Origin of the sequence: Brevibacillus sp. SKDU10 (assembly GCF_001645205.1) — a bacterium.
Lineage (GTDB): Bacteria > Bacillota > Bacilli > Brevibacillales > Brevibacillaceae > Brevibacillus_B > Brevibacillus_B halotolerans.
This window is the reverse complement of the sequence record NZ_LSSO01000002.1, coordinates 78,356-102,818: the sequence shown is the minus strand read 5'-3', so window position 1 is coordinate 102,818 and position 24,463 is coordinate 78,356. Positions and strand designations below refer to the sequence as shown.

General features: G+C 43.1%; 23 protein-coding genes, 1 riboswitch and 1 other annotated feature. Of the genes, 9 read left to right on the top strand and 14 right to left on the bottom strand.

All coding sequences use genetic code 11. From position 1 onward, the window contains the following. Positions 1–78: 78 nt before the first annotated feature. The 6 genes from AYJ08_RS00520 to AYJ08_RS00495 form a co-directional block, all read right to left on the bottom strand. Entirely contained in the window at positions 79–1,614 is a 1,536-nt protein-coding gene (locus AYJ08_RS00520; RefSeq protein ID WP_064016157.1) for a 2-isopropylmalate synthase, read from the bottom strand. 82 nt (positions 1,615–1,696) lie between these two features. Then, positions 1,697–2,719 (bottom strand): ketol-acid reductoisomerase, encoded by a 1,023-nt coding sequence (gene ilvC, locus AYJ08_RS00515; RefSeq protein WP_003335031.1) that lies wholly within the window; start codon positions 2,717–2,719, stop codon positions 1,697–1,699. 75 nt (positions 2,720–2,794) lie between these two features. Then, entirely contained in the window at positions 2,795–3,295 is a 501-nt protein-coding gene (gene ilvN / locus AYJ08_RS00510) for an acetolactate synthase small subunit (RefSeq protein ID WP_003335032.1), read from the bottom strand. A 1-nt stretch (position 3,296) separates the two neighbouring features. Then, a complete protein-coding gene (gene ilvB, locus AYJ08_RS00505; RefSeq protein WP_064016156.1) occupies positions 3,297–5,021 on the bottom strand; it encodes a biosynthetic-type acetolactate synthase large subunit in 1,725 nt (574 codons plus the stop codon). A gap of 853 nt (positions 5,022–5,874) precedes the next feature. Then, positions 5,875–7,047 carry a sulfate adenylyltransferase gene (gene sat / locus AYJ08_RS00500; protein ID WP_231928953.1) on the bottom strand — a complete coding sequence of 391 codons (1,173 nt, stop codon included), beginning with the start codon at positions 7,045–7,047 and terminating at the stop codon, positions 5,875–5,877. 54 nt (positions 7,048–7,101) lie between these two features. After that, positions 7,102–7,794: a phosphoadenylyl-sulfate reductase gene (locus tag AYJ08_RS00495; RefSeq protein ID WP_064016154.1), complete on the bottom strand. Its 693-nt coding sequence runs from the start codon at positions 7,792–7,794 to the stop codon at positions 7,102–7,104. Between the two features lie 298 nt (positions 7,795–8,092). Here AYJ08_RS00495 and AYJ08_RS00490 point away from each other — a divergent pair, with 298 nt between their 5' ends. Further along, the gene (locus AYJ08_RS00490; RefSeq protein ID WP_064016153.1) at positions 8,093–9,718 is read left to right on the top strand and encodes a nitrite/sulfite reductase; all 1,626 of its coding nucleotides are present in this window, start codon (positions 8,093–8,095) and stop codon (positions 9,716–9,718) included. Between the two features lie 90 nt (positions 9,719–9,808). Further along, entirely contained in the window at positions 9,809–10,015 is a 207-nt protein-coding gene (locus AYJ08_RS00485) for a DUF3906 family protein (RefSeq protein ID WP_003335037.1), read from the top strand. Positions 10,016–10,172: 157 nt separating this feature from the next. Here the strand turns inward: AYJ08_RS00485 and AYJ08_RS00480 are convergent, their stop codons facing one another. From AYJ08_RS00480 to infC, 5 genes are all read right to left on the bottom strand, one after another. Beyond that, complete coding sequence (locus AYJ08_RS00480) at positions 10,173–11,339, bottom strand: aminotransferase class I/II-fold pyridoxal phosphate-dependent enzyme (protein ID WP_064016152.1); 1,167 nt, start codon at positions 11,337–11,339, stop codon at positions 10,173–10,175. Continuing rightward, positions 11,336–12,499 carry an aminotransferase class I/II-fold pyridoxal phosphate-dependent enzyme gene (locus AYJ08_RS00475; protein WP_064016151.1) on the bottom strand — a complete coding sequence of 388 codons (1,164 nt, stop codon included), beginning with the start codon at positions 12,497–12,499 and terminating at the stop codon, positions 11,336–11,338. The genes AYJ08_RS00480 and AYJ08_RS00475 overlap by 4 nt, the downstream gene beginning before the upstream one ends. A 98-nt stretch (positions 12,500–12,597) precedes the next feature. Beyond that, positions 12,598–12,706: riboswitch (SAM riboswitch) on the bottom strand. Between the two features lie 128 nt (positions 12,707–12,834). Next, on the bottom strand, positions 12,835–13,194 hold the full coding sequence (gene rplT / locus AYJ08_RS00470) for a 50S ribosomal protein L20 (RefSeq protein WP_003335040.1): 360 nt from the start codon (positions 13,192–13,194) through the stop codon (positions 12,835–12,837). A 101-nt stretch (positions 13,195–13,295) separates the two neighbouring features. Beyond that, positions 13,296–13,493, bottom strand: a complete 198-nt coding sequence (gene rpmI / locus AYJ08_RS00465; RefSeq protein ID WP_003335042.1) for a 50S ribosomal protein L35 — start codon at positions 13,491–13,493, stop codon at positions 13,296–13,298. Positions 13,494–13,517: 24 nt separating this feature from the next. Continuing rightward, entirely contained in the window at positions 13,518–14,027 is a 510-nt protein-coding gene (infC, locus tag AYJ08_RS00460; protein WP_003335043.1) for a translation initiation factor IF-3, read from the bottom strand. A gap of 110 nt (positions 14,028–14,137) precedes the next feature. On the opposite strand from infC, the gene AYJ08_RS23225 reads away from it, so the two are divergent. Then, the gene (locus AYJ08_RS23225; protein ID WP_157452759.1) at positions 14,138–14,344 is read left to right on the top strand and encodes a hypothetical protein; all 207 of its coding nucleotides are present in this window, start codon (positions 14,138–14,140) and stop codon (positions 14,342–14,344) included. Positions 14,345–14,372: 28 nt separating this feature from the next. Here the strand turns inward: AYJ08_RS23225 and thrS are convergent, their stop codons facing one another. The 3 genes from thrS to AYJ08_RS00445 form a co-directional block, all read right to left on the bottom strand. Next, positions 14,373–16,286, bottom strand: a complete 1,914-nt coding sequence (gene thrS, locus AYJ08_RS00455; RefSeq protein WP_064016150.1) for a threonine--tRNA ligase — start codon at positions 16,284–16,286, stop codon at positions 14,373–14,375. Between the two features lie 79 nt (positions 16,287–16,365). Beyond that, positions 16,366–16,608 (bottom strand) — a binding site (T-box leader). Between the two features lie 10 nt (positions 16,609–16,618). Beyond that, positions 16,619–17,536, bottom strand: a complete 918-nt coding sequence (ytxC, locus tag AYJ08_RS00450; protein ID WP_064016149.1) for a putative sporulation protein YtxC — start codon at positions 17,534–17,536, stop codon at positions 16,619–16,621. A 183-nt stretch (positions 17,537–17,719) separates the two neighbouring features. Further along, on the bottom strand, positions 17,720–18,772 hold the full coding sequence (locus AYJ08_RS00445) for an FAD:protein FMN transferase (protein ID WP_064016148.1): 1,053 nt from the start codon (positions 18,770–18,772) through the stop codon (positions 17,720–17,722). A 254-nt stretch (positions 18,773–19,026) separates the two neighbouring features. On the opposite strand from AYJ08_RS00445, the gene AYJ08_RS00440 reads away from it, so the two are divergent. From AYJ08_RS00440 to AYJ08_RS00415, 6 genes are read left to right on the top strand one after another with little or no spacing between them, the layout of a single operon-like run. Then, positions 19,027–19,413 (top strand): NusG domain II-containing protein, encoded by a 387-nt coding sequence (locus AYJ08_RS00440; RefSeq protein ID WP_064016147.1) that lies wholly within the window; start codon positions 19,027–19,029, stop codon positions 19,411–19,413. Continuing rightward, positions 19,397–19,963 carry a Gx transporter family protein gene (locus AYJ08_RS00435; RefSeq protein ID WP_064016146.1) on the top strand — a complete coding sequence of 189 codons (567 nt, stop codon included), beginning with the start codon at positions 19,397–19,399 and terminating at the stop codon, positions 19,961–19,963. The genes AYJ08_RS00440 and AYJ08_RS00435 overlap by 17 nt, the downstream gene beginning before the upstream one ends. A gap of 31 nt (positions 19,964–19,994) precedes the next feature. Beyond that, on the top strand, positions 19,995–20,831 hold the full coding sequence (locus tag AYJ08_RS00430; RefSeq protein ID WP_064016145.1) for an ATP-binding cassette domain-containing protein: 837 nt from the start codon (positions 19,995–19,997) through the stop codon (positions 20,829–20,831). Beyond that, complete coding sequence (locus tag AYJ08_RS00425; RefSeq protein ID WP_064016144.1) at positions 20,807–21,706, top strand: ATP-binding cassette domain-containing protein; 900 nt, start codon at positions 20,807–20,809, stop codon at positions 21,704–21,706. Before AYJ08_RS00430 ends, AYJ08_RS00425 begins: the two co-directional genes overlap by 25 nt. After that, entirely contained in the window at positions 21,700–22,530 is an 831-nt protein-coding gene (locus tag AYJ08_RS00420; RefSeq protein ID WP_064016143.1) for an energy-coupling factor transporter transmembrane component T family protein, read from the top strand. The genes AYJ08_RS00425 and AYJ08_RS00420 overlap by 7 nt, the downstream gene beginning before the upstream one ends. Next, positions 22,514–24,448: a peptidase U32 family protein gene (locus AYJ08_RS00415; protein WP_064016142.1), complete on the top strand. Its 1,935-nt coding sequence runs from the start codon at positions 22,514–22,516 to the stop codon at positions 24,446–24,448. Before AYJ08_RS00420 ends, AYJ08_RS00415 begins: the two co-directional genes overlap by 17 nt. Positions 24,449–24,463 lie beyond the last annotated feature (15 nt).

Below are 24,463 nucleotides of genomic sequence, written 5' to 3'. Positions count from 1 at the left end.
GGTACTCCCGGTCATTTGCAATTCTCTCTTTATGTTTCCTATATCCGAATCATTGGACTTTTGGCTGTAAACTGGTCATTAGACTGGTTGTGCGTCAAGTACCTCTCCGCGTGCCTGAATCAGCTTGTTAATTGCTCGCACATAGGCAATCGCACTCGCTTCCATAACATCGGTACTTAGCCCTCTTCCTTGAGAAATTTCATCTCCTTGCTGAAGACGTACATACACTTCTCCTAGAGCATCTTTCCCATGTGTAACCGAGATAATCTTATAATCAATTAATGTGACATCTTCACCGATCGCTCTATCGATAGCTTTGTAAATGGAATCGACCGAACCATTCCCACAAGCAGCTTCTTCATAAGTCTCACCATCTGCGCGAATGATGCGTACGCTGGCTGTGGGGGTGCTTTGATTGCCATAGGAAAGCTGAATGGAATCAAGCTGATACATTTCTTCACTATCAGCCATTTTCGCATCAATTAATGCCAAAATATCGTCGTCACTAACTTCTTTCTTTTTATCACATAGCACTTTAAATGCCTGGAAAGCCGTATCAATCTGCTCCGTCTCCAAATGATAGCCAAGCTCTGCAAGCTTATCCTTAAAGGCATGTCGCCCTGAATGCTTGCCTAGCACCAATAGATTAGACTTGTACCCTACTGTTTCTGGACGGATAATTTCGTAGGTTTGCGAATTTTTTAATACGCCGTCTTGATGGATACCCGATTCGTGCGCATACGCGTTTGCACCTACAATGGCCTTGTTACCAGGCACAATCATCCCCGTTAGACGGCTGACCAATTGGCTGGTACGGGCAATTTCTTTCAACTGCCATTTCGTTTCTACCTGATAGAAGCTCTTTCTTGTTTCCAGTGCCATCACAACTTCTTCTAGCGACGTATTACCTGCTCGCTCACCGATTCCATTGATCGTACCTTCCACTTGCGTTACCCCTGCTTCAATCGCTGCCAAGCTATTCGCAACCGCCATTCCCAAATCATCATGACAATGACAGCTTAGCTTAATACTCGCCGTTTCAGGGACACGAAGAATCATTTCGCGAAAAATATTTCCGTATTCCTGCGGTGTTAAATAGCCCACTGTGTCAGGCAGATTAATAACATTGGCTCCAGCCGCAATAGCAGCCCTCACTACCTCTGCCAAATAAGGAAGCTCCGTACGACCAGCATCTTCAGCGGAAAACTGTACGTTAGATACGTACTTTTTCGCATGCTTGATCGCTGCTACCGCTCGCTCAATCACTTGCTCCTTTGACATGTTTAATTTATGCTCGCGATGAATTGGAGACGTAGCCAGAAAAACATGAATGCACGGATTTTGAGCATCACGTAGCGCCTCGTAAGCCTTATCAATATCACCTGATACAGATCTGGCTAGGCTGACAACTGTTGCATTTTTTACTCGTTTAGCGACTTCAGCAACCGACCGAAGATCACCGGGGGAGGCAGCGGCAAAACCAGCCTCCATTCGAGAAACACCCAAACGTTCGAGTTGGAGGGCAATCTCCACCTTTTCATTCATGCTCAAATTCACTCCTGGAGATTGTTCTCCATCACGCAATGTGGTATCAAAAATCTCGATAGTACGCATTACACTTCCTCCTCCCAGCTCTTCATTTTGTTTATAACTCAATAAATATATTTGCGAGTGCTTTTTGACGTAATCAGAAATCTTAGGCTTTTACTGGAGCTTGCTCCTCTTTCTTTTCTTTTTGAATCCAAGCCATCATATTGCGTAATTTTTCACCCACTTGCTCAATGCCATGCTCACTTTCTAGGCGGCGGCGAGCATTGAAGCCCGGGCGGTTCGCTTGATTTTCGAGAATCCAATTACGTGCGAATGTTCCATCTTGGATTTCTGCAAGCACTTTTTTCATCTCTTGACGTGTTTCATCTGTTACAATGCGACGCCCTGTGCTGTAGTCACCGTACTCTGCTGTATCACTGATGGAGTAGCGCATACGAGCTAAGCCACCTTCATACATCAAATCAACGATCAGCTTCAACTCATGCAAACACTCGAAGTAGGCGATTTCCGGCTGATAGCCTGCATCTACCAGCGTATCAAATCCTGCTTTTACTAGCTCAGATACACCACCGCACAATACAGCCTGCTCACCAAACAGATCTGTTTCTGTCTCTTCACGGAACGTGGTTTCAATAACCCCTGCCTTGGTGCTGCCAATTCCGCTTGCATAAGCAAGAGCTGTTTCTAATGCTTTTCCGCTATGATCCTGATGAATAGCTACCAAGCTAGGCACACCAAAGCCTTCTACATATACACGGCGAACAAGGTGACCAGGACTCTTTGGTGCGACCATAATGACGTCCACATTGTCAGGCGCTACAATTTGACCGAAATGAATATTGAAGCCGTGTGAGAAAGAAAGGGTTGCTCCTGCTTTTAAATTCGGTTGAATCTCTTCTTTGTAGACACGGCCCTGATGTTCATCCGGAAGCAGAATTTGAATAACATCTGCCTGACTGGTAGCCTCTGCTACTGTGTACACTTCAAAACCATCGTTTTCAGCTTGTTTCCAGGATTTCCCCGGGCGTAAGCCAATGATTACTCGATATCCGCTATCACGTAGGTTTTGGGCTTGTGCATGACCCTGACTACCGTATCCAACGATCGCGATAGTTTTTCCGTATAGAGCAGCTTGATTAGCATCTTGTTCATAATAGATTTTCATCATAAGTAAATTCCTCCTAGTTTTTGAGTTGTTTTTATTTTTGAATTTCAAAAATTCAATTTTCATTAAATTAACTGATTAAACTTGCATTAATTCCAGACTTAGACCGCGAGCCATTGCTACGCTTCCTGTTCGTGTTAATTCTTCGATTCCATAAGGAGACAGCAAAGCTAGCAGAGCATCGATTTTCTCACTATCACCAGTTGCCTGAATAATAATGGATGTAGGTCCGATATCAACAATGGAGGCTCGAAACGGTTCTACAATCCCAGTGAGCTCCGTCCGCTGACCAGCTTCGGCATGAACTCGAATTAAAGCAATTTCTCTTGCTACCATCGGGTCCTTACTCAGATGGGTTACCGAGATAACATCAATAAGCTTACACAATTGTTTCATCAATTGATCAAGCTGATGCTCATCTCCGTTTGTTGTAATAATCATTCGGGACAAACCAGCTTCTTCTGTTGAGCCTACAGTAATACTGTCGATATTAAAATTGCGTTGGCCAAACAGTATGGCTACTCGAGTCAGAACACCGGGATGGTCGTTTACCAAAAGGGCTAATGTATGTCGCTGCATGTTACTCATCCCCCAGCATCATTTGATCTAGCGTGCATCCCGCTGCCACCATTGGGTACACGTTTTCTCCAGCTGCTACTCTAAAATCAATTACCACAGGTCCATTGAATTCCAATGCTTCCTTCCAGACAGACCGAGCTTCTGCTGAAGTAATAGCTCGCATTCCTCTGATACCATAGGCTTCTGCTAATTTCACAAAATCAGGGCTACATGTTAAATCAATCGAACTATAGCGCTGATCGTAGAAGATCTCTTGCCATTGCCGCACCATGCCTAGACATTGATTATTTATGATAACCACTTTGACAGGAAGCTTGTGTTGGGCTAAAATCGCTAGCTCCTGATTGGTCATCTGGAATCCCCCATCTCCTACGATGCTGATTACCGTACGGTCAGGATAAGCAATCTGTGCTCCAATCGCAGCTGGAAAACCAAAGCCCATGGTTCCAAGACCACCAGATGAAATAAATGAGCGCGGATTTTTGACCTTGTAATATTGGGCACTCCACATCTGATGCTGCCCAACATCCGTTGTCACAATTGCTTCACCATTTGTTGTTTCATAAAGCATTTCGATTACTTCCTGCGGTTTAAGCTGACCATCTTTTTTATAGCCGTACGGGTGCGCCTTCTGCCATCCATGCAATTGTTTCAGCCATGCGCTGGTTTCGAGCGGTTTAGCTAGCAATAATGCTTTTTCTAACGTACTTTTGATGTCTCCTGCTACACAGACTGCTGTTTTAACATTTTTGCCCAATTCTGCCGGATCGATATCTACATGGACAATTGTTGCGTTTGGTGCGAATTCCTTCGTGCGCCCCATCGTAATGCGGTCATCAAAACGTGCTCCTAAACCAATCACACAGTCTGCATTAATTAAAGCTTGATTAGCCGTATAATTCCCGTGCATGCCCGGCATACCAAGTGATAATTCATGTGTTCCAGAAAAGTTTCCTAGTCCCATAAATGTGCTGATAACAGGGATGCGGGTCAGTTCTGCAAAAGCAAGTAATTCCTGATGAGCGTTAGCAGCTAAAATACCCCCTCCAGCCAAAATGACTGGGCGTGTAGACTTATTGATCGCTGTAATAAATTGCTCCATCTCAGCATCCGAGGGTATCAAAGTAGGTGAATAGCCGCGAACGCTAACACTCTCAAGCGGGTGGAACGGCGCTACGCTATTGCAAACATCCTTGGGAATATCAATCAGCACCGGACCTGGACGACCTGTCGTTGCAATATAAAAGGCCTCTTTTATGATGCGTGGAATATCGCGGATATCACGAATAAAATAGTTATGCTTGGTAATCGGCATGGTAATTCCCGTAATGTTTGCTTCCTGAAAAGCGTCTGTTCCAATCATGTTTTGGGCAACGTTTCCGGTAATGCAGACGAGCGGTACAGAGTCCATTTGTGCTGTGGCAATGCCTGTGACTAAATTGGTAGCCCCTGGTCCTGATGTAGCCACTACTACCCCCGCTTTTCCACTTGCTCTTGCGTATCCATCGGCTGCGTGAATAGCCCCTTGCTCGTGCCTTGCCAAAATATGCTTTAAACGACTGCCATAGAGTGAGTCGTAAATTGGCAGAACGGCTCCTCCAGGATAACCAAAAATATGCTCAACACCTTCTAGCAATAAGCAACGTAACAGGGTTTCTGCCCCTGTAAGTTCTTCGCCAAATCTCATTTCAGGTAACATCCGCGTCTGTTCTGCGGTCTCGATCATCTTCTCTCCTCCCTATCCCTTTTAGCAAGTAAAAGTCTTTTTCCGCATAAAAAAATCCCATCACCCCGACATACGAAAGATGTCTGATTGGGGCGAAGGGATTCGCGGTACCACCCAAATTTGCTGATTCCTCGCGGAAGATCAGCCTTGGACAGGTCAGTGATAACTCTGACTGTCAGCGCGATAACGGGCGCTAAGCGGTTACACCTACTAGACCTAAATCGTTCAGCTAACAGCTCAGAGGCGAGCAATTCATTACGTTCCTATCCGGTTCTCAGCATCCCGGACTCTCTGTGAAAGAATGAGTAATCAATCATGTCCTCATCAAAGCCATCGAAATATTCTCTCAAATCAAAATAATTCAGTTTGAAGTGTCATGTGAATTGTCTGAAAATAATTGTTATGACTGATTATAGCCAGCCCCAAAATATGTGTCAATCAAATCAAATTCTTTTTATTAAACTTTTTCCCGAACGATTGCTCACTAGAATTGATCAGGCTCTTATGGATCATAATTGAAAGCGCATACAAGATTTTTTGTTCACATATCTGTTTTTTTTAAAAAGAATTTTCTTTGGAGTATTTGTCCCACACGAATATTCCTAAAAAATAAAACTAAACAAATCACTAACATTCAAAACAGAACTAACATGTAATATTCGTTATTTTTCCAATACCTTCTCATTCATAGTCGACCTAGCTATCTGCTGTTTTATTCCCCATACGCCCTATGTATACAAATGCATAAAAAAACGCAGAGAAGCTATCATTTCTCTGCGTATGTCTATTTTTCACTGTATTTATCCACTTTTCCCTCTCAATTCGTATTCCTCTACTTCTGTGTGTTCACAGTTTATCCTTGCATTTTTTCTCGTTCGCGAAGACCTTGAATTAACACCCGCGCTACTTCTGGACGTGAAAATTCTGGCGGAGGAGTAATGCCGTTTCGGAGTAATTCCCGTACTTTAGTCCCTGATAATGCAACGTGATGCGCTTTGTCATGCGGACATGTTTTCGTCGTAGCCATTCCTTGGCATGCTTGGCAGAAAAAGCTATGCTCAAAAAACAAGAGCGTTATTCCCAGCTCCTCTGGGGTAAATTCTGAAAAAATATGTTGTGCATCATATGTGCCATAATAGTCGCCAACGCCTGCGTGATCTCGTCCCACGATAAAGTGCGTGCATCCATAATTCTTTCTTACCAGGGCATGAAAGACAGCTTCTCTTGGCCCGGCATAACGCATTGCCGCTGGAAAGGCTCCTAAAAAAACACGATTTTTCGGATAGTACTTTTCGAGTAAAACAAAATAACTCTTCATTCTTACAGAGGCAGGTATATCATCGGATTTTGTTTGACCTACCAGCGGATTTAAAAATAACCCATCCACAATTTCTAAAGCCGCCTTCTGAATATATTCATGTGCCCGATGTACTGGATTTCTTGTTTGAAAGCCTACGATACTTTTCCAACCGAGCTTTCTAAAGAAATCTCTCGTTTCACTTGGAGTATAATAATAATTGGCAAACAGCTCTGGTTGTGGACGTTGAATTACCTGTATACTCCCACCTACGTAAAAAGCAGGGCGTTGATATAGCTTAGCTACTCCAGGGTGAGCTAGATCAGTCGTTCTATATACTTGAAGGGCTTCTCTCTTTTTGTCCGGCAGGTAGACATCCTGAACCGTAAGGACGGCATAATTTTTACCATCCTGTCCGCGTAACACCAGCTTCTCACCAACAGCTAAATCGCTAAACTCCTCAGGTACTGCCAATGTGATCGGTACCGACCAAACCGTTCCATCAGGTAAGCGCATGTGCTCTACCACTGAATCATACTCTTCTTCTGTTAGAAAACCCTTTAGCGGAGAAAAGGCTCCAATCCCTATACAATCAATATCAGACAAAGTCCATTCATCCACAGTAACGAAACGATAGGGAAGTAAGCGTTGGTTATTCTCTTCTACAAATACAGGAGATAACAAACGATTTACCAGAGCCCCACCATGAGCTAGATAGTGTTCTGCCACGATTATTCTCATTCCTTTCTAAACATTCCTCACTGTCGTCTTTATGCAGGAAATTTATTTGTGTAAACCACACTCCGTTTTTTCAAAACCTGACCAACGTCCGGCACGGGGATCTTCTCCCGGGAGCACCACACGGGTACAGACTGAACATCCGATGCTCGGATAATTTTGATCGTGTAACGGATTGTAAATAACATCATGCTTGCGGATATACGTCCATACATCCTCACTCGACCATGCTGCTAGCGGATTGCATTTTAGCAGACCAAATTTCTCGTCCCACTCTATCTTTTTGCTGTTGGCACGCGTTGGAGCCTGATCGCGGCGAATCCCTGTAATCCAAGCCTCATAGTTGTTCAAAATACGTTTTAGCGGCTCTACCTTACGAATGTTGCAACAGGCTGTAGGATTGCTTTTCCACAGCTCATCTCCATACTGGATACGCTGTTCTTCTAGGGTCAGTAACGGTGACACCCTAATAAAAGAGATGGCATAATGCTTCTCAAGTCGATCACGCGTTTCATACGTCTCTTTAAAATGTTTATTTGTATCCAGATAAAATACAGGCGTTTTTGGCGCAATTTTTTGCAGCATATCAATTAGCACCACATCCTCGGCCCCGAAGCTAGATGCAAGTACAATGCCGGTACCATAAGTTTCAGTTGCCCAAGTCAACAATTCCTCTGCTTTTGCATGCTCGAACCGATTGGCCAACGATCCAATCTCGGGTAAGGTCAATTTGTTCATTCCTCTATCTCTCCTCCTCAGCTATCACCTACTCATCTTATGTAGCACGTTCCCCTGCGGATACTTGCCTACTGAGATTGCTCAGACACTTACCAGAGAATAGATAAGCTCCTGAGAATTAAAACCTAGTTGAAAAGTAGGATTTAGAAGCTTTTGCCCTACATGATAGTCATTTATTTTTGTTGTGTCAATTCAAACTATTTCGTTTTTTTATCGTTGACCTCGTTGTTTCCAGCGGTTATACTCAGTTCAAAGTATTCCGACAAAAATAATATGAATTAAGGGAGGATCATTGAAAATGAGCAATCAACAATCTCGCCCTTGGGAAGCAGATAAGAGCAAATTAAATGCATTTGAACTAACAAAATTAGAACGAGACGGCTTGGATATTATCGAGAAGATTCGACAACTAGGTTCAAAGGGCTATCAAGCGTTCTCCGCTGACGATCTCGCCTTTTTTAAATGGGCAGGAATCTATGAGCAAAAACCTAAAGGCAACGGTTTTTTTATGATGAGAGTCCGAATTCCAGGAGGGATTTTACGAGCAGATCAAGCAAGAGCTCTCGCAGATATCAGTCGGGAATACGGGCGAAATCTAGTAGATATCACAACCCGACAGGCGGTGCAGTTTCATTGGCTGACTACACCTGATCTCCCTGATATATTTGATCGCTTAGAGCATGTAGGATTATTCTCTTATGAGGCTTGCGGAGATGTTCCGCGTACAATTGTCGGCAATCCGCTCTCAGGTATTGACCCTCACGAACTCATGGATACCGAACCCCTAGTACAACAACTGGAAGAGCATTTTTTATTAAATCCTGAATTCTCAAACCTCCCACGCAAATATAAATTATCCATTTCAGCAAATATCTATAATACCGGCCATGCAGAGATAAATGATCTCGCTTTTACGCCGGCCTCTAAAATCATACATGGTCAGGAACAGATTGGCTTTCATGTCTGGGTAGGCGGCGGTTTGTCAGCCAAGCCTTATCTAGCAAAGCAGCTCCCTATCTTTGTTTTGCCCACAGAGGTTGTAAAGGTAGCAGATGCTGTGACGCGTATTTTTCGAGATTATGGTTATCGCGAAAAGAGACATCAGGCTCGTCTTAAATTTTTAATGGCAGATTGGGGTCCTGAAAAATTTACTGAGAAATTACTTGAATTGACTGGGCCATTAGAAGAGCGCGGAGACGATCGGACAGTTGGCTGGAATGCAGGCTACTTTACTGGTGTCCATAAACAAAAACAGCCCGGTTTACATTATGTGGGACTATTATTGCCTGTGGGACGACTCACTGCTGAGGATTTAGCCGAGCTGGCCGATTTAGCCGATCGTTATGGAAACGGCTCGATACGGACTACCAATTCCCAAAATATCATCCTGCCAAACATTCCCGATGAACATCTGGATTCCTTGCTTGCAGAAGCCTTACTTACACGTTATTCCCCGACCCCACGAACATTTATTGGGCACGCTGTTTCCTGTACGGGCAATGAATTTTGCAATCTGGCAATCGTTGAGACAAAAGCGCGGATGGCTTCTATCGCTCACTGGCTAGATGAACATGTGGAAATCGATACCCCCATAAGAATTCACATGATCGGATGCCCCAATTCGTGTGGTCAGCAACAGATCGCCGATATTGGACTACAGGGCTCTTTGGTTAAAACAGCAGAAGGAACAGTGGACGCCTATGATTTTTTCGTCGGGGGCAGTCTTGGTCCAGATGCCCAATTTAATAGCCGTTTAAAAGGGCGTGTTGTTGCTGATCGAGTAGCTCCTGTTATCGCTCAGCTAGTGGAATTGTTTAAAACCAACCGTGAATCGGGAGAAAAGTTTCACCAGTTCGCTCGTAGGTTCGGAGTCGCTAACATTCAGGAGCATTTTACACAGATTATTGCAAGTGTGAATGTGTAGAGAATACTGGTTGATTAGCTAGAGTCATCTAATGCGGGTATTGTTAGAACGCTCATTTAAGCTCAGCAAGTATGAAAAGAGGGGAATATCATGTATCTATATCATGTCGAGATTGTAACAACTGAGGAAAAAAATCTGGTAGCTGCCGTTATTGCGGAAACGGAGGAAGCAGCCTTTCACACCGCTCATGCTCTTACCAAGCGACAATTCCACCCAACTCCCACTATAAAAACTAGTACCTTACTTGAAAAAAAGTATATAGAAAAAGGGAAAGGATACGTGTTTGCTATTTCCTAACACAAAAAGAAATCCAGCTAAATCTGATAGGAGGTCAGAGAGAGGCTGGATTTCTTTTTGCTTTCATTGCTTTTTTTCATACATGATTTACCCTATTTTTAGTAAACAGAATGGTTTACTCCGATAAAGCCAAACTTTTTACTACGTTTCCTCATCCCTACACATTCACCTGCTCCTCTATGCTCTCCCCCGCCTTCAAGCCACACTCTAGGTCTGCCAATACGTCCGTTACATCCTCTACACCAAGCGATAGCCTTACTAATCCATCTGTAATGCCACGCTTTTCTCGCTCCGCTTTCGGCATCGCTGCATGTGACATCTGCGCTGGATAGGATAAAATACTCTCCACTCCGCCAAGGCTAACTCCTACGAGAGCATATTGCACATTTTCAAATAAAGCCTTCACCCGCGCTCGACTTCCCAAGTCAAACGAAAGCACAGCCCCGTGTCCATTTGCTTGGTTCTCCTGAATTTTGTGACCAGCATGAGTCGGCAAACCCGTATAATAGACATTTTTGACCAAAGGATGCTCTGCTAAATGGTCTGCTACAATTGCAGCATTTCGGGTTGAAATATCCAAACGTGCCTTTAAGGTTTTTAAGCCCCGCATCACTAGCCAGCTATCCTGTACGCCAAGAATGGCGCCAAATCCATTTTGAATCGCATATAATTTTTGTCCTATTTCCTTTGTTTTTGTCACTGCCAGACCTGCAACCACATCACTGTGGCCACCGATAAACTTGGTTGCACTATGCAACACAATATCAGCTCCTAACTCCAGCGGTCGCTGGTAGTAGGGAGTCAAGAAAGTATTGTCCACGATCGTCAAAAGCCCGTGTCGTTTCGCAATTGCAATAACCCCACGCAAATCAGTCACCTTCAATGTCGGATTGGAGGGTGTTTCTAAAAATATGGCCCTCGTGTTGGGTTGAATCGCTGCCTCCACTAAAGACAGTTGAGTTGTATCCACAAAGGTCACTTCAATTTGCATCCGTTCGAGCACGGTTGTTAAAAAGCGAAACGTCCCGCCATAGACATCCTCGGCCACTACCAAGTGATCGCCACTTGAAAATAAAAGAAATACGCTGGAAATGGCAGCCATTCCAGATGAAAAAGCAAATCCCCGCTCTCCCCCCTCTAACGCTGCAATCGTTTCTTCTAACGCCTGCCGCGTAGGGTTCCCTGATCTTGCATAATCGTAGGTACCAGGCTGATCAATATCTTTTTGATGAAAAGTAGAGGCTTGGTAGATTGGGATGCTTGAAGCTCCCGTTACACGATCCATTCCACACGCACCATGAAGGATTTTGGTTGCAAAGTTCATCGGATACACTCCTCTATTTGTAAACATTTATCCAAAGCAAAGGTTAGGTCAGCAATCAAATCTTTTGGATGTTCAACTCCTACTGACAGACGCAACAATCGGTTGCAGACTCCTACATGCTCCCGTACTTCTACTGGTATATCTGCATGTGTCTGTGTTGCGGGATAGGTGCATAAGGATTCTACACCGCCTAGGCTTTCTGCAAATGAAATCACTCGTAATTGCTCTAAAAAGATAGCGACCATAGATTGTTCCTTAATGCGAAAGGAAACCATTCCGCTGTAGCCACTTGCTTGTTTAGTCTGACTATCATATCCCGGATGAGTAGGTAATCCAGGGTAAAAGACTTCTGACACCGCTGGGTGTGTTTGCAAAAATGCAGTCACAGCAAAAGCATTTGACTGATGACGCTCCATGCGTAATGCCAATGTTTTTAATCCACGTATCACCAACCAGCAATCCTGCGGGCCAAGCACTGCTCCTATAGAATTATGCAAGAAACCAATCTTTTCGGTCAGATCAGCACCCTTCGTCACGATCAAGCCAGATAGCACATCATTATGTCCAGCTAAATACTTCGTAGCACTGTGAAAGACGATATCTGCTCCTAACTCCAACGGTCGCTGATAATAGGGGGTCATAAATGTATTGTCAACAATGGATAGCAATTGATAGCGTTTGGCAATATCAATCATGCATCTCAAATCTGTAATTTGCATCAGGGGATTGGTAGGGGTTTCTATGAACAAAGCGCGTGTCCGGCTAGTAATAGCAGCCTCCACTAGCTCTGGCTGACACATATCAACATACGTGCAGGTTATACCGTATCGTTTCATGATTTGCTCGAATAATCGATATGTCCCGCCATACAGATCGAGCGAAACAACCAAATGGTCGCCGTAGGAGAATAAGCCTAAAATGGTTTGTATCGCCGCCATTCCGGAAGAGCAGGCAAAGCCACCGTCTCCTCCCTCCAAATCAGCGATTGCTTCCTCAAGTACCGCTCGCGTCGGATTAGCCGTCCGCGTATAATCAAAACCTGTGCTTTCCCCCAATGCTGGATGTCGGTAAGCTGTTGTATGATAGATCGGAAAACTGAGCGATCCTGTTGTTTTGTCTTTCCCTACCCCGATTTGTGCCAAACGTGTGTCAATATGCATCCTGATTCCACTCCTCTATCTCGCCTTATTTCCAAACAAAAAAGCCCTCTTTCGATGAAAGAAGGCTTTGGCTACGCAAAGAAATCCGTAAGCAAACCTTCTCATCTTTCAGAACAAAATTGTCCTGCAGGAATTAGCACCATCTTGCAATAAACAAGTGGTTGCCGGGCATCAACGGGCCAGTCCCTCCGCCTCTCTGGATAAGAAGTCATGCTATTCAATTTGTGTTGATTCTAAAATTATCAGACACTTTAAACGATGTCAAGTGGTTTTCTTTCGCATCAATCAAAAAAGGCTGCCGAGTAAATTCGACAGCCTTTTCTAAAAGAACGGTATTACGCGTTCAATTTGCTTTTAGCAACTGCAGCAATGTCGTTGAAAGCTGCTTTATCGTTAACAGCTAGATCAGCCAACATTTTGCGGTTTACTTCAACGCCAGCTAGTTTCAAACCGTGCATTAAACGGCTGTAAGAAAGACCATTCATGCGAGCTTGTGCATTGATACGAGTGATCCACAATTTGCGGAAGTCGCGTTTTTTCTGACGACGGTCACGATAAGCGTACATCAGGGACTTCATAACTTGTGCATTAGCGGATTTAAACAGACGGTGTTTAGAACCAAAGTAACCTTTGGCTAATTTCAAGATTTTCTTATGACGACGACGTGTCACAATGCCACCTTTTACTCTTGGCATAATCAATTCCTCCTGATCTATAGCATGGCGGTCTCTATATCGACGCTTATGGGGCTCATGCTAGAAAATTTTTCGTTGCGGAAAATGAGCAGAAATCAATCTTACAAGTAAGTGATCATTTGCTCAATGCGTTTTTGGTCTCCTTTAGAAACCATTCCACCTTTGCGAAGATGACGCTTCGCTTTAGTGCTCTTGTTAGCAAACAAATGGCTCGTGTAAGCAGAATCACGTTTCAAACGACCGCTACCAGTCTTTTTGAAGCGTTTTGCTGCTCCACTGTGAGTTTTCATTTTAGGCATTGGGAAATCCTCCTGTCTCGTATCCTATTTTTCCGATTTCGGAGTTGGAGCTAAGATCATAATCATGCTACGACCTTCAATTTTTGGTTTGCGTTCAACCGTTGCTACTTGTTCACAAGCGGCTGCTACACGTTCCAGCACCTGTTGTCCGATTTCAGAGTGGGTAATTTCACGACCACGGAAACGAATCGTACATTTCACTTTGTGTTCTTCACCCAGAAACTTTAGCACATTGCGAAGTTTCGTTTGGAAATCGTGTTCCTCAATGTTAGAGGAAAAACGAACTTCCTTCAGCTCAACAATTTTTTGATTCTTGCGAGCTTCTTTCTCCTTTTTCGATTGCTCATACTTGAACTTACCAAAGTCCATGATACGGCAAACGGGAGGTTTTGCTGTAGGAGCTACGTTTACAAGATCTAAATCAGATTCTTGTGCAATACGTAATGCTTCTCTTAGTGGTACTACACCTAGTTGGTCACCGTTAGCACCAATTAAGCGTACTTCTCGAGCACGAATCGCCTCATTTACCAACATTTGATCCTTGCTAATGATTTGCCACCTCCATAGTCTTTCGAGAGCAAAAACGGATAATAGAAAAGCTGGTCTTGCATAGTTGAAAGCTTTTCATAAGCATGTGGCGATCAATGATCATCAACCGCCACATACATAAAAATGCGGACGCTATAGCGCCCGCATTTAATCTCACCTTTAGCAAAACAACGAATCAATCGGAGGCTTTGCATACGTTAGACCCGTCAACTGTCCAGCTAGACGTCGATTCAGGTGAGAAGCTGGGCGCTTCTGCTTCAATCTCGAAATGTGAAGTTATCACACCCAGTAATTTTACATAACAACTAGGTATTTGTCAAGCTTTGCATCTTATTTTCTCTCTAAAATCTCGTTTTGAAGATGAGCCAACACTTCAGCAACTGGCTTGCTGCCTAGATCGCCTTCTCCACGTTTGCGTACGGATAAAGCTCCCTCTTCCATCTCTTTTTCCCCGATAACCAGCATGTACGGGATTTTTTGCATTTGAGCTTCGCGGATTTTGTAACCAATTTTTTCATTACGAGAATCCAGTTCAACACGAATACCTGCTTGCAGCAATTGCTTGCGCACTTCCTCTGCATAAGGAACATGCACTTCGTTAATTGTCATCAAACGCGCTTGGATTGGTGCAAGCCAAGTTGGGAACGCTCCACCATAGTGCTCCACCAAGATACCAATAAAGCGGTCAAGTGAACCATACATAGCACGGTGCAGGACAACTGGACGATGCTTTTCATTATCCTGACCAATATAGCTTAGGTCGAATTTCTCAGGTAATTGGAAGTCTAGTTGAATCGTTCCGCATTGGTGACTACGTTTCAGAGCATCTGTAATTTGGAAGTCAATTTTAGGACCATAGAATGCCCCATCGCCTTCATTGATTTCGTATTCCATTCCTAGCTCATCCAATACGTTTTTCAGAGAGTTCTCTGCAATTTCCCATAGCTCATCAGAACCCATGGAATCCTCTGGACGAGTAGATAGCTCTACACTGTATTTAAAGCCAAATACGCTGTAGATTCTATCAATAAGTTGGATCATGCCTTTGATTTCTGCTTCGATTTGATCAGGACGAACGAATACGTGTGCATCATCCTGACAGAACGTACGAACGCGTAACATACCATTTAGTGCCCCAGAGAACTCATGACGGTGCACCTGCCCAAATTCGGAATAACGAATCGGTAGATCGCGATAAGAATGCATCTCGTTTTTATAAATCAGCATGTGCCCTGGACAGTTCATCGGTTTAAGGGCAAAAGTTGTATTGTCTACTTCAGAGAAATACATATTCTCATGGTAGTGATCCCAGTGACCAGATTGCTCCCATAAGCGTTGGTTCATCATGAATGGTGTACGAACTTCCTCGTATAAAGCTAGGTCCTGCAAACGACGTGAGAATTGCTCTAGCTCGTTGCGGATCGTCATACCATTTGGCAGATAGAAAGGCATACCTGGTGCTTCTTCAGAGAACATGTACAAGCTTAGTTCTTTTCCCAATTTACGATGATCACGTTTCTTCGCTTCTTCTAAGAAGTGCAAGTGTTCATCTAGTTCTGCCTTTTTCGGGAACGCTGTGCCGTATACGCGTTGTAATACTTGGTTATCCGAGTTACCACGCCAGTAAGCACCTGCTACACTCATCAATTTGAACGCTTTGATTACCCCAGTGGAAGGCAAATGTGGTCCACGGCATAGGTCAAAAAATTCACCCTGATGATACATTGTAATGACGGAACCCTCTGGTAAATCACGAATCAATTCTAGCTTCAAATGATCATTTAATTCACCAAAGATGCGTAATGCTTCTTCACGACTTACTTCTTTACGCTCAATCTTTAAGTTTTCCTTGATGATTTTGTTCATTTCAGCTTCCAATTTGATTAAATCCTCAGGAGTTAAGCTAACAGGGATATCCATGTCGTAGTAAAAACCATCTTCAATAACAGGACCAATCCCCAATTTCACATCGTTTCCAAATACACGCTTTACTGCCTGAGCTAGCAAATGGGCTGTACTGTGGCGGTATACCTCTAGGCCATCCTTAGTATCTAACGTCACAATTTCCACGTTTGTATCTTCATGAATAGGTGTAGTTAAATCTACAACTTTTCCATTTACTTTTCCTGCTACCGCTTTTTTCTTCAAGCTGGTGCTAATGGACCCTGCAATATCTTCAATTGTTACGCCCGCTTCGTATTCACGAGTAGAGCCGTCTGGCAGAGTTACTTTTACTTGCGCCATTTTCATAACTTCCCTTCCATATGTGTATCTTTTACCCGAGTCATCTCAGGCTTGAAAAAATAAAAAAACGCTCAATCCCAAAAGGGACGAGCGCTATTTCTCGTGGTACCACCCTAGTTCAGACTTATCCTCTAAAGCATGGATAAATCCCTCTACGTAAACGATAACGGCTTCACGCCGGCTAACCGATACTAGGCAAAATGCCGTTCCCAGTTGCTACTCGAAGGTGGTAAATCATTGTTCGCTGCGTGGTGAGCTTTCAGCCATGGCTCTCCTCTCTATAACGCTAAAACAAGATTCTTGTCCTTCTCACTGTATTTGACTCTTATTACTTATGTATTATAGTGACTGGAGAATTGGAAGTCAAGATTTCCAGGAGTCGTTAAACAATGAGCACAACTCACACACGCTAATACACGATCTCCAAATACAGCCCGCATTGTTTGCATCAAAACGTTGCTATCTTCCACCCCGTGTATAACGATCTTCTCCGGTGCAAGCGCAATTAATGCACTCATGATATGATCCTCTTGTCGATCCGGTCTAAACCCTAAAATGGTATCTAATTGGCTTAGGTCTATTTTGGCATCGTCTTGATCGTACATAATGAATTCTTGCGTTTCCCGCAGCACAACATGAACGAGCGGATAACGATGCTCTTGTTTCGATACAAAGAAGCGCAGTAATTCGACAAACTCCTGATATTCCTTATCCTGCTGATATTGCTGCAATCCCATTTCAAAGGCCTTGTCCAACAGGATGCGATAATTTTTCAAGCGGAATTTCACAAAACCTTCCAAATATAGGTACTGTTCTTCATCCAGATAGCGGAATACCTGTTCGTAAATTGCCGCTTTGCGCGTAGATCGGTTCATATTTTCCCGTACTTCGTCTAACTCATGGAATACAAATTGAATATAAGGATAAATTTCGTCAAACTTATGAATAAACGCTCCTTTTGCTTTTCGTTTTAAAAAGGTGCGCAACAATTCTACTTCTATAACCTGCACAGTCCATTCAGTAACCAGTAAAGCAACAAAGGAAGCCATATATTCTAAGGTCTCACAGGTATACTCTTCCCGTGACCAACTCACAAAGCGAAACTGCGTATGACATCCATGCTCCTCTACTCGACATTCGATGCGAACAGGGGATGTATCTATTTTCTCCTGCATGCTCTGGAGAATATGGCAGAACCTCTCAATGTAATGTTGATTTGTTGTTTGTAGGAATACGGATACTGTTTGCACGTGGTTCACCCCCCACCCGTTTATACAATCAGTATATGCCCAAGCCTTGGCGATATACTTTTAAACCATTGGAAAAACCATCAAACGAACGCTACGTTCATCTGACGGTTTTATCGAGTAAAAAGGGTGCTAGCAAACTGCAAATATTTTATTTTTGTGACTCATGAAAATCTCAGGCTTTATTTAATTAGCCATTTTATACTGTTCATTTGTCAATTCCCAATTACCTTTTAATCCGCTGGTAATGTAGACATTTTTGTCTTTTGTAATAAAAATCGCCTCGACATGGGGCAAGCTTTCCATAAATGACATGCCTTTTTCAAGCCCTAATGCAAAACCGGTCGTTGACAATGCGTCTGCATCGGCAGATTCATTCGTGATAATGCTAACGCTAAACAGATTATTGTCCACAGGAAATCCTGTAGCTGGATTTAAAATATGATGATAATGCTTACCATTTTCTTCAAAATAACGTTCATAAATTCCTGAAGTAACTACTGTCTTATTTGTAACCTTCAACTTTCCTAATTGATTGCCACGGTTGCGATCAGGATCTTGAATACCAATCACCCAATCCTTTCCATCCGGTTTCTTTCCCAATGCTACTATATTTCCACCTAAATCAATAATGGCACTGTTAAAGCCTTTTTCTGTTAAATAGGCAGCAATTTGGTCAGCAGCATATCCTTTGCCTATTCCACCTAGATCAATCGCCATGCCCGGCTGTTTTAAAAACACCGTTCTTTTAGCATCATCTAAGACAATTTGATGATAATCAATCACCTGTAATGCCTCTTTAAGCTTCTCCTCGGAAGGTACCTTAGCATTATCCTGCCCAATATTCCATAAACTCACTAATGGACCGATCGCTGGATCAAATTTCCCCGCTGATAGCTCTGCAAATTTCACGGCTTTCTTGATTACTCCATACGTCTCCTCAGATACAGGAACTGCTTGTTTTCCCGCTTGTTCATTGATTCGATAAACCTCACTGCCTTGCAGGGTGCGGCTTAAATGGAATTCGATTTCTTTCATGCGGGCTTCCAGATCTTTAAAATGCTTGTCTGTCACTTGGTCATCATATACACGTACAGTCACAATCGTGTCATAAATAAAAAAGCTTTCAGAATGTGGTTGGATTGCATTTTTCACAATTTCTTCATCAGGTTTAGAGACACAGCCATTTACGATGAGACTGAATAGTAAAAAAAACAGAAGCGCAAATTTGGGTTTCATGTTGCCAGTCCTCCGCTGTCTTTTCCCGTCTCGAGCCAAAAGTAAGGTCATTACGGGAGTTTTACCCGCTCTTATCCAAAGAATCACTCTTGTAAACGTAGACTTTCGGACAAAAGTGAACGTGGCGCATTATACCACTAGAATAATATTTTGGAAAGGAAGAGTATCACACCTCCATATTTTAGATCGTGTATAATACGTATTGACATTGCATGATTAGAAAATGAGAAAAAATGATAACAGGAGACAAAAACATGAAACGAGCGGATTTTATTTTAATTGGCATTGTGCTCGTCGTGGCTCTGGCTTTTCTTGTGCCTCGTTCCTTTCATACAGATTCAAGTGAAAAAATGCACAATGTCCATAAAGTAGCAAAGATTACCGTAAATAACCAATTATACAAAACCATTGAACTCACCAAAGAAGAACAAACCATTAAGCTTGATACTGAGCACGGCCAAAATATCCTGAAGATACATGATTATGGCATAGAAATGGTTGATGCCGATTGTGATGATAAGGTTTGCCTATCCTTCGGGTTTATCACTGATCCTAGTCAAACCATCGTTTGCTTGCCTCATCGCGTATTGGTGGAAATCGTTTCAGATGAAGGAGCTGACGTAGATGGCCTTGCCAAATAATTCTTCACAGGTAAATACCCAATCACAGGTATTAAAAAAAGCAGTGATTATCGCCATCTTCGCTGCAGTATCTGTGGTGCTTGGATTGATCGAATCAACCCTCCCCATTAACTTGCAATTGCCCGGGGCCAAGCTTGGACTAGCTAACATCATGGTGCTTTCCTGCCTGTATTTTTTATCTGGCAAGGACGCCTTTACCCTGATCATCTTAAAAACGCTGTTAACAGCCATGATTTTAGGTACGTTCTCCAGTTTTTTATTTAGTTTTTTTGGCGCTGTATTTAGCTTCATCGTTATGTTCGGATTAATGAAGCTAACCGGAAAATCCTTTAGCCTGATCGGGATTAGTATTCTAGGTGGGGTGGCACATAATATTGGACAGTTAACTGCGGCTGTGCTTATTTTTCAGACAAGCAAAATATTTTATTATCTGCCAGCCTTACTCGTAACAGGAATTCTTACCGGAGTATTTATTGGCATTGCTGTCCGTTATTTAATTCGTTCTTTATCCAAGATGGCTTTATTTCAGCCTTACGTTCCAGTCGACTAAGAATCAGTACATCCGAAAGCAGGTGAAGGCGTTGTCCCAACAACCATTGATTCAGCTTGAATCGGTTTCGTTTCAATTTCCAAATCAGCCTCCTCTTCTCACAGATATTTCTTTGCAAATCAAGCAAGGGGAACGCGTCGCCATCGTAGGGCATAACGGGTGCGGAAAATCCACTTTAGTTAAATTGCTGAATGGTCTGCTCCGACATACGCAAGGAGAAATTCGGGTGGGAGGGCAAGCTTTATCGGATGACAGCTTGCCGAGTATTCGCCGGCAGATTGGCATGGTCTTTCAAAATCCTGAAAATCAATTTGTGGGAACAACCGTTGCTGATGATATTCTGTTTGGGTTAGAAAATATGTGCTTGGAACGCTCTGTTATGCACGATAGATTAACCCACTACGCTGAAAAATTACATATTACGCATTTTTTACATAAACATCCAGATGAGCTGTCTGGTGGACAAAAACAACGAGTAGCGATCGCTTCCATACTTGCTATGCAGCCGAGGATCATCATTTTTGACGAGGCTACCTCAATGCTTGATGAAACAGCGAAAAACCAGATCGGAAAACTAATCGATGAATTACATTTGGAAGGCGCTTACACAAGCTTGTCCATCACCCATGATGCAGAAGAAATCTTAGCGGCTGATCGAGTAATAGCTCTAGCTGGTGGGAGATTACTGGCTGACACTACACCCCTTGAATTATTTTCCCAACCAGATTGGATTGCTGCTTGCCATCTCGATTTGCCTTTTACTTTGGCAGTAAGTCAGATGATTCATGATTTACATCCAGAAATACCTGTTCATTCAGATGAACAAGCTTTGATGGAGGACTTATGGCGATTCACTTTCATGAAGTAACCTACTCGTATCAACTTGGAGATTTGTTTCAGGAAACTGCTTTGGACAATATCCACGTAGGATTTCCTAGTGGCTCGTTTACAGCCATTATCGGGCCTAGCGGCTGTGGAAAATCAACTTTATTACAGCATATGAATGGCATTTTATTACCCACGAAGGGGCACGTTCACATTCTTGATCATGTCATTACCCCGCACCATTCAAAAAAAGGCATTCGCCAGCTTCGACAACGTGTTGGACTTATTTTTCAATTTCCAGAGCATCAAATGTTTGCTGATTCGGTAGAGAAGGAAATTGTGTTTGGTCCCAAAAACTACGGGGCTTCCCCCTCACAAGCAAGAGCATTAGCAGTTCAGGCTCTACATCAAGTGAATTTAGGTACAGAGTTTTTAGATAAGAATCCGTTTCAATTAAGCGGTGGTCAAATGCGTAAAGTCGCAATTGCCTCTATACTCGCTATGAACCCGGACATCCTTGTATTAGATGAGCCAACCGCTACCTTGGATTGTAAAAGTCGGCATGAGCTTCTACAGCTTTTGCATCATTTATGTAAACAGGAGCTCAAGACCGTTATCATGGTAACTCATCGATTGGAGGAAGTTCTATCTTACTGCGACCGGGTGGTCATTATGCAGGAGGGTAAGGTTGCCTTTCAAGGTGAGACACATGAGTTACGTGAGCAAACAGATATTTTGGCCACACTCGGAATTACGATTCCCGCTCAGCTTCGTTTTCAGCACGCTTTTCGCCAAAGATTTCCCGAACTCCCGTTGCCTACAGATCAATCTGTACAGGGCTGGGCTAGGTATCTCGGAGAACGTAAGATGCTTCTTAAGGAAGATAAGAAACAACAAGCGGGTGATCCATCATGTTAAACAAAGTGATGTTTGGACGCTACATTGACACAAATAGCTGGCTTCATCGCTTAGACCCGCGTTCCAAGCTACTCGGTATGTTTCTATTTGTTCTTTTAATTATGATCACCCATTCCTTACTGGCATGCATCGCTGTTTTTCTATTCGCTATAGGCATTATGGCAAGTAGTCGAATACCTTTTGGCTTTTTCGTAAAAGCTGTCAAACCGTTACGGTTTCTCATTTTATTCTTATTTTTGTTCCAGCTTTTCTTTATAAAGGAAGGGCGCTTTTTGCTATCCATCGGCCCATTTTCTTTTTATGCAGAAGGAGTACGCCTTGCCTGTATGACAGCTTGGCGCATGATCTTGTTGCTCGCATTCACCTCTTTATTAACCTTTACAACCAAACCTTTCTCGTTAGCAAAAGGGGTGGAAGGAATTTTACAGCCATTTCGTTTTACTGGCATCTCACCTGAAAAACTAGGTTTCATGATCAGCATTTCTCTGCGTTTTATTCCAACCATTTTTGAAGAAACACAGAAAATCATGAAAGCTCAGGCTTCCCGTGGTGCCGATGTAGCCGACTTGCCTTGGCGCGAAAAAGGCAAAATGCTCTTATCGCTGTTGGTGCCCGTTACCGTAAGCTCATTTCGCCGAGCAGAAGACCTGGTATATTCGATGGAAGCTCGCGGGTATGTGCTAGGCGCTCCCCGAATCCCGTATGAAATGTTGAAGTGGAAGCGCCATGATTCGATCTTTTTAGGTTTGTTGCTGGCAATAAATATCCTTGTAGGATTCATTTTAAATGATTGTGGAGGTCTTACCTATGGCTCGTTATTTTAATGGCAAAGAAATTGAATTATTAGCACCTGCTGGAACATTTGAGATTTTTACAACAATTGTAGAAACCAATTGCGATGCGATCTATTGCGGCGGACCCGTCCTTAATATGCGAATGATGCGTAAAGGCTATAACCTGACTCATGAAGAATTGGAACGAGCTGTCCAAATCGCTCATGAAAAGGGCAAGCGTGTTTATATTACGGTCAATAATTTATTTGACGAGGCTGATCTGGAAGAAGCGAAAACATATCTACGTTTTCTCGACAGCATTCGCCCAGATGCTCTCATTGTTCAGGATATGGCCATTTTCCCATTGATTCAGGAGCAAGAGCTAACAGTACCTCTTCACTCCTCTGTCATGATGAACGTACACAATTTAGAAATGATCGAAGCCTTACAAACATTGGGTGTAACACGTATCGTTGCATCTCGTGAAATGGATTTGCAAACAGCAAAACAGCTACAAGCCTTGACCAAAATGGAATTTGAATACTTTGTGCATGGTGACATGTGCACGGTTCATGGTGCGAACTGCTTATACAGCTCGATGCTATTTGGTAACAGCAGTAACCGCGGGCGGTGTATGAAGCCTTGCCGGTGGGACTACCGCGTGAAGAAGGATGGCTATGTCTACCCAACAGAATATCCCCTAGCAGCTAAGGATATGTACATGTACGAGCATATACCAGAGTTAATTGAGTCTGGAATTACTTCATTTAAAATTGAAGGTCGCATGCGAGACGAGGAATTTCTCGTTACGCTAATCAACAGCTACGGCGATGCCATTGACCGTTACATCCAAGATCCAATCGGGTTTGATCGTTGCAAAGATAAACAAAGCTTATTTGAAAATCGTAAGCGGGACTTTAGTACAGGATATGCCTTTGGTACGCCTGGACTTGCTTACATTAATCGACGCTACGAGGGTACGGGTAAATTTTATAGCACGGGAAAAGTCTTTAGTACACCAACAGAAGAACGTGAAATTCGTGATCAACGCATAGAAGCCTTGCAAAACGCATTCCAAGAACATCAGCTTACGACCTCCTCAGCAAAAGCAAAGGGAGAATTATGTGTTCGTGTAAACAATCAGGAGCAGGCGGAAATGGCGATCGCTGAGGGAGTGGAGCACATCTATTTAGCTGGAGATGTTTTCTTGCCTGATCTGCCATTTACGAAAGAACAGATAAAACACCTTGTAGCTATAAAAGGCGACAGCAAGATTTACTTGGGTATGCCACGCATGATGTTTGGGCTGCAATTTGATCAATACAATCATTTCTTATCTACATTAGACATAGAAATAGACGGGCTGGTAGCTACGAATATTGGAGCTATGTATACATGCAAACCATATAATCTGCCAATGATTGGAGACTTATCACTTAACCTGTATAACCATAAAGCAATTGAGCTTTATCAACAATTCGGATTGACACGTGCATTCGCTTCCATTGAGCTGAAGCAGAAAAACCTAGCCGAGCTCGTTCAGTATTCACCATTGCCTGTTGAAGTATTAGTGCATGGCACTCCTGTTGTGATGTACCTAGAGCACGATCTATATGCAAATACCCGTGTGCTGGAGCCAATCGCCCAAGAGGATAACAAACACGTGGATAACAAATATCTCGTTTTATTAACAGATAAAGGCGAAAACCCGGTGTATTGCGATCAATTTGGACGAAATCATTTGACCACAGCAAAGGAGCTATGTCTCCTGCCACTAGTAAAAGACTTACTGGCTGTTGGTGTTAGTCATTTCCGTATTGAGGGCGCTAGCTATACGACTGAGCAATTACGAACCATTATCCGTATGTATCAGGAGGCTTTACAGCAGCCACAACGATCTATGCAGATCTATGAAAGAGCAATTCCTGTCCATGCAGGATATACGCTTGGCACCCTATCCTTTGACTAAACAATTTATAAAAGG

Bases quoted from the DNA above. Each gene is read 5' to 3' on its own strand.
- AYJ08_RS00520 (WP_064016157.1), bottom strand. From the start codon at position 1,614: ATGCGTACTATCGAGATTTTTGATACCACATTGCGTGATGGAGAACAA.
- ilvC (WP_003335031.1), bottom strand. From the start codon at position 2,719: ATGATGAAAATCTATTATGAACAAGATGCTAATCAAGCTGCTCTATAC.
- ilvN (WP_003335032.1), bottom strand. From the start codon at position 3,295: ATGCAGCGACATACATTAGCCCTTTTGGTAAACGACCATCCCGGTGTT.
- ilvB (WP_064016156.1), bottom strand. From the start codon at position 5,021: ATGATCGAGACCGCAGAACAGACGCGGATGTTACCTGAAATGAGATTT.
- AYJ08_RS00495 (WP_064016154.1), bottom strand. From the start codon at position 7,794: ATGAACAAATTGACCTTACCCGAGATTGGATCGTTGGCCAATCGGTTC.
- AYJ08_RS00490 (WP_064016153.1), top strand. From the start codon at position 8,093: ATGAGCAATCAACAATCTCGCCCTTGGGAAGCAGATAAGAGCAAATTA.
- AYJ08_RS00485 (WP_003335037.1), top strand. From the start codon at position 9,809: ATGTATCTATATCATGTCGAGATTGTAACAACTGAGGAAAAAAATCTG.
- AYJ08_RS00480 (WP_064016152.1), bottom strand. From the start codon at position 11,339: ATGAACTTTGCAACCAAAATCCTTCATGGTGCGTGTGGAATGGATCGT.
- AYJ08_RS00475 (WP_064016151.1), bottom strand. From the start codon at position 12,499: ATGCATATTGACACACGTTTGGCACAAATCGGGGTAGGGAAAGACAAA.
- rplT (WP_003335040.1), bottom strand. From the start codon at position 13,194: ATGCCAAGAGTAAAAGGTGGCATTGTGACACGTCGTCGTCATAAGAAA.
- rpmI (WP_003335042.1), bottom strand. From the start codon at position 13,493: ATGCCTAAAATGAAAACTCACAGTGGAGCAGCAAAACGCTTCAAAAAG.
- infC (WP_003335043.1), bottom strand. From the start codon at position 14,027: ATGTTGGTAAATGAGGCGATTCGTGCTCGAGAAGTACGCTTAATTGGT.
- AYJ08_RS23225 (WP_157452759.1), top strand. From the start codon at position 14,138: ATGATCATCAACCGCCACATACATAAAAATGCGGACGCTATAGCGCCC.
- thrS (WP_064016150.1), bottom strand. From the start codon at position 16,286: ATGGCGCAAGTAAAAGTAACTCTGCCAGACGGCTCTACTCGTGAATAC.
- AYJ08_RS00445 (WP_064016148.1), bottom strand. From the start codon at position 18,772: ATGAAACCCAAATTTGCGCTTCTGTTTTTTTTACTATTCAGTCTCATC.
- AYJ08_RS00440 (WP_064016147.1), top strand. From the start codon at position 19,027: ATGAAACGAGCGGATTTTATTTTAATTGGCATTGTGCTCGTCGTGGCT.
- AYJ08_RS00435 (WP_064016146.1), top strand. From the start codon at position 19,397: ATGGCCTTGCCAAATAATTCTTCACAGGTAAATACCCAATCACAGGTA.
- AYJ08_RS00425 (WP_064016144.1), top strand. From the start codon at position 20,807: ATGGCGATTCACTTTCATGAAGTAACCTACTCGTATCAACTTGGAGAT.
- AYJ08_RS00420 (WP_064016143.1), top strand. From the start codon at position 21,700: ATGTTAAACAAAGTGATGTTTGGACGCTACATTGACACAAATAGCTGG.
- AYJ08_RS00415 (WP_064016142.1), top strand. From the start codon at position 22,514: ATGGCTCGTTATTTTAATGGCAAAGAAATTGAATTATTAGCACCTGCT.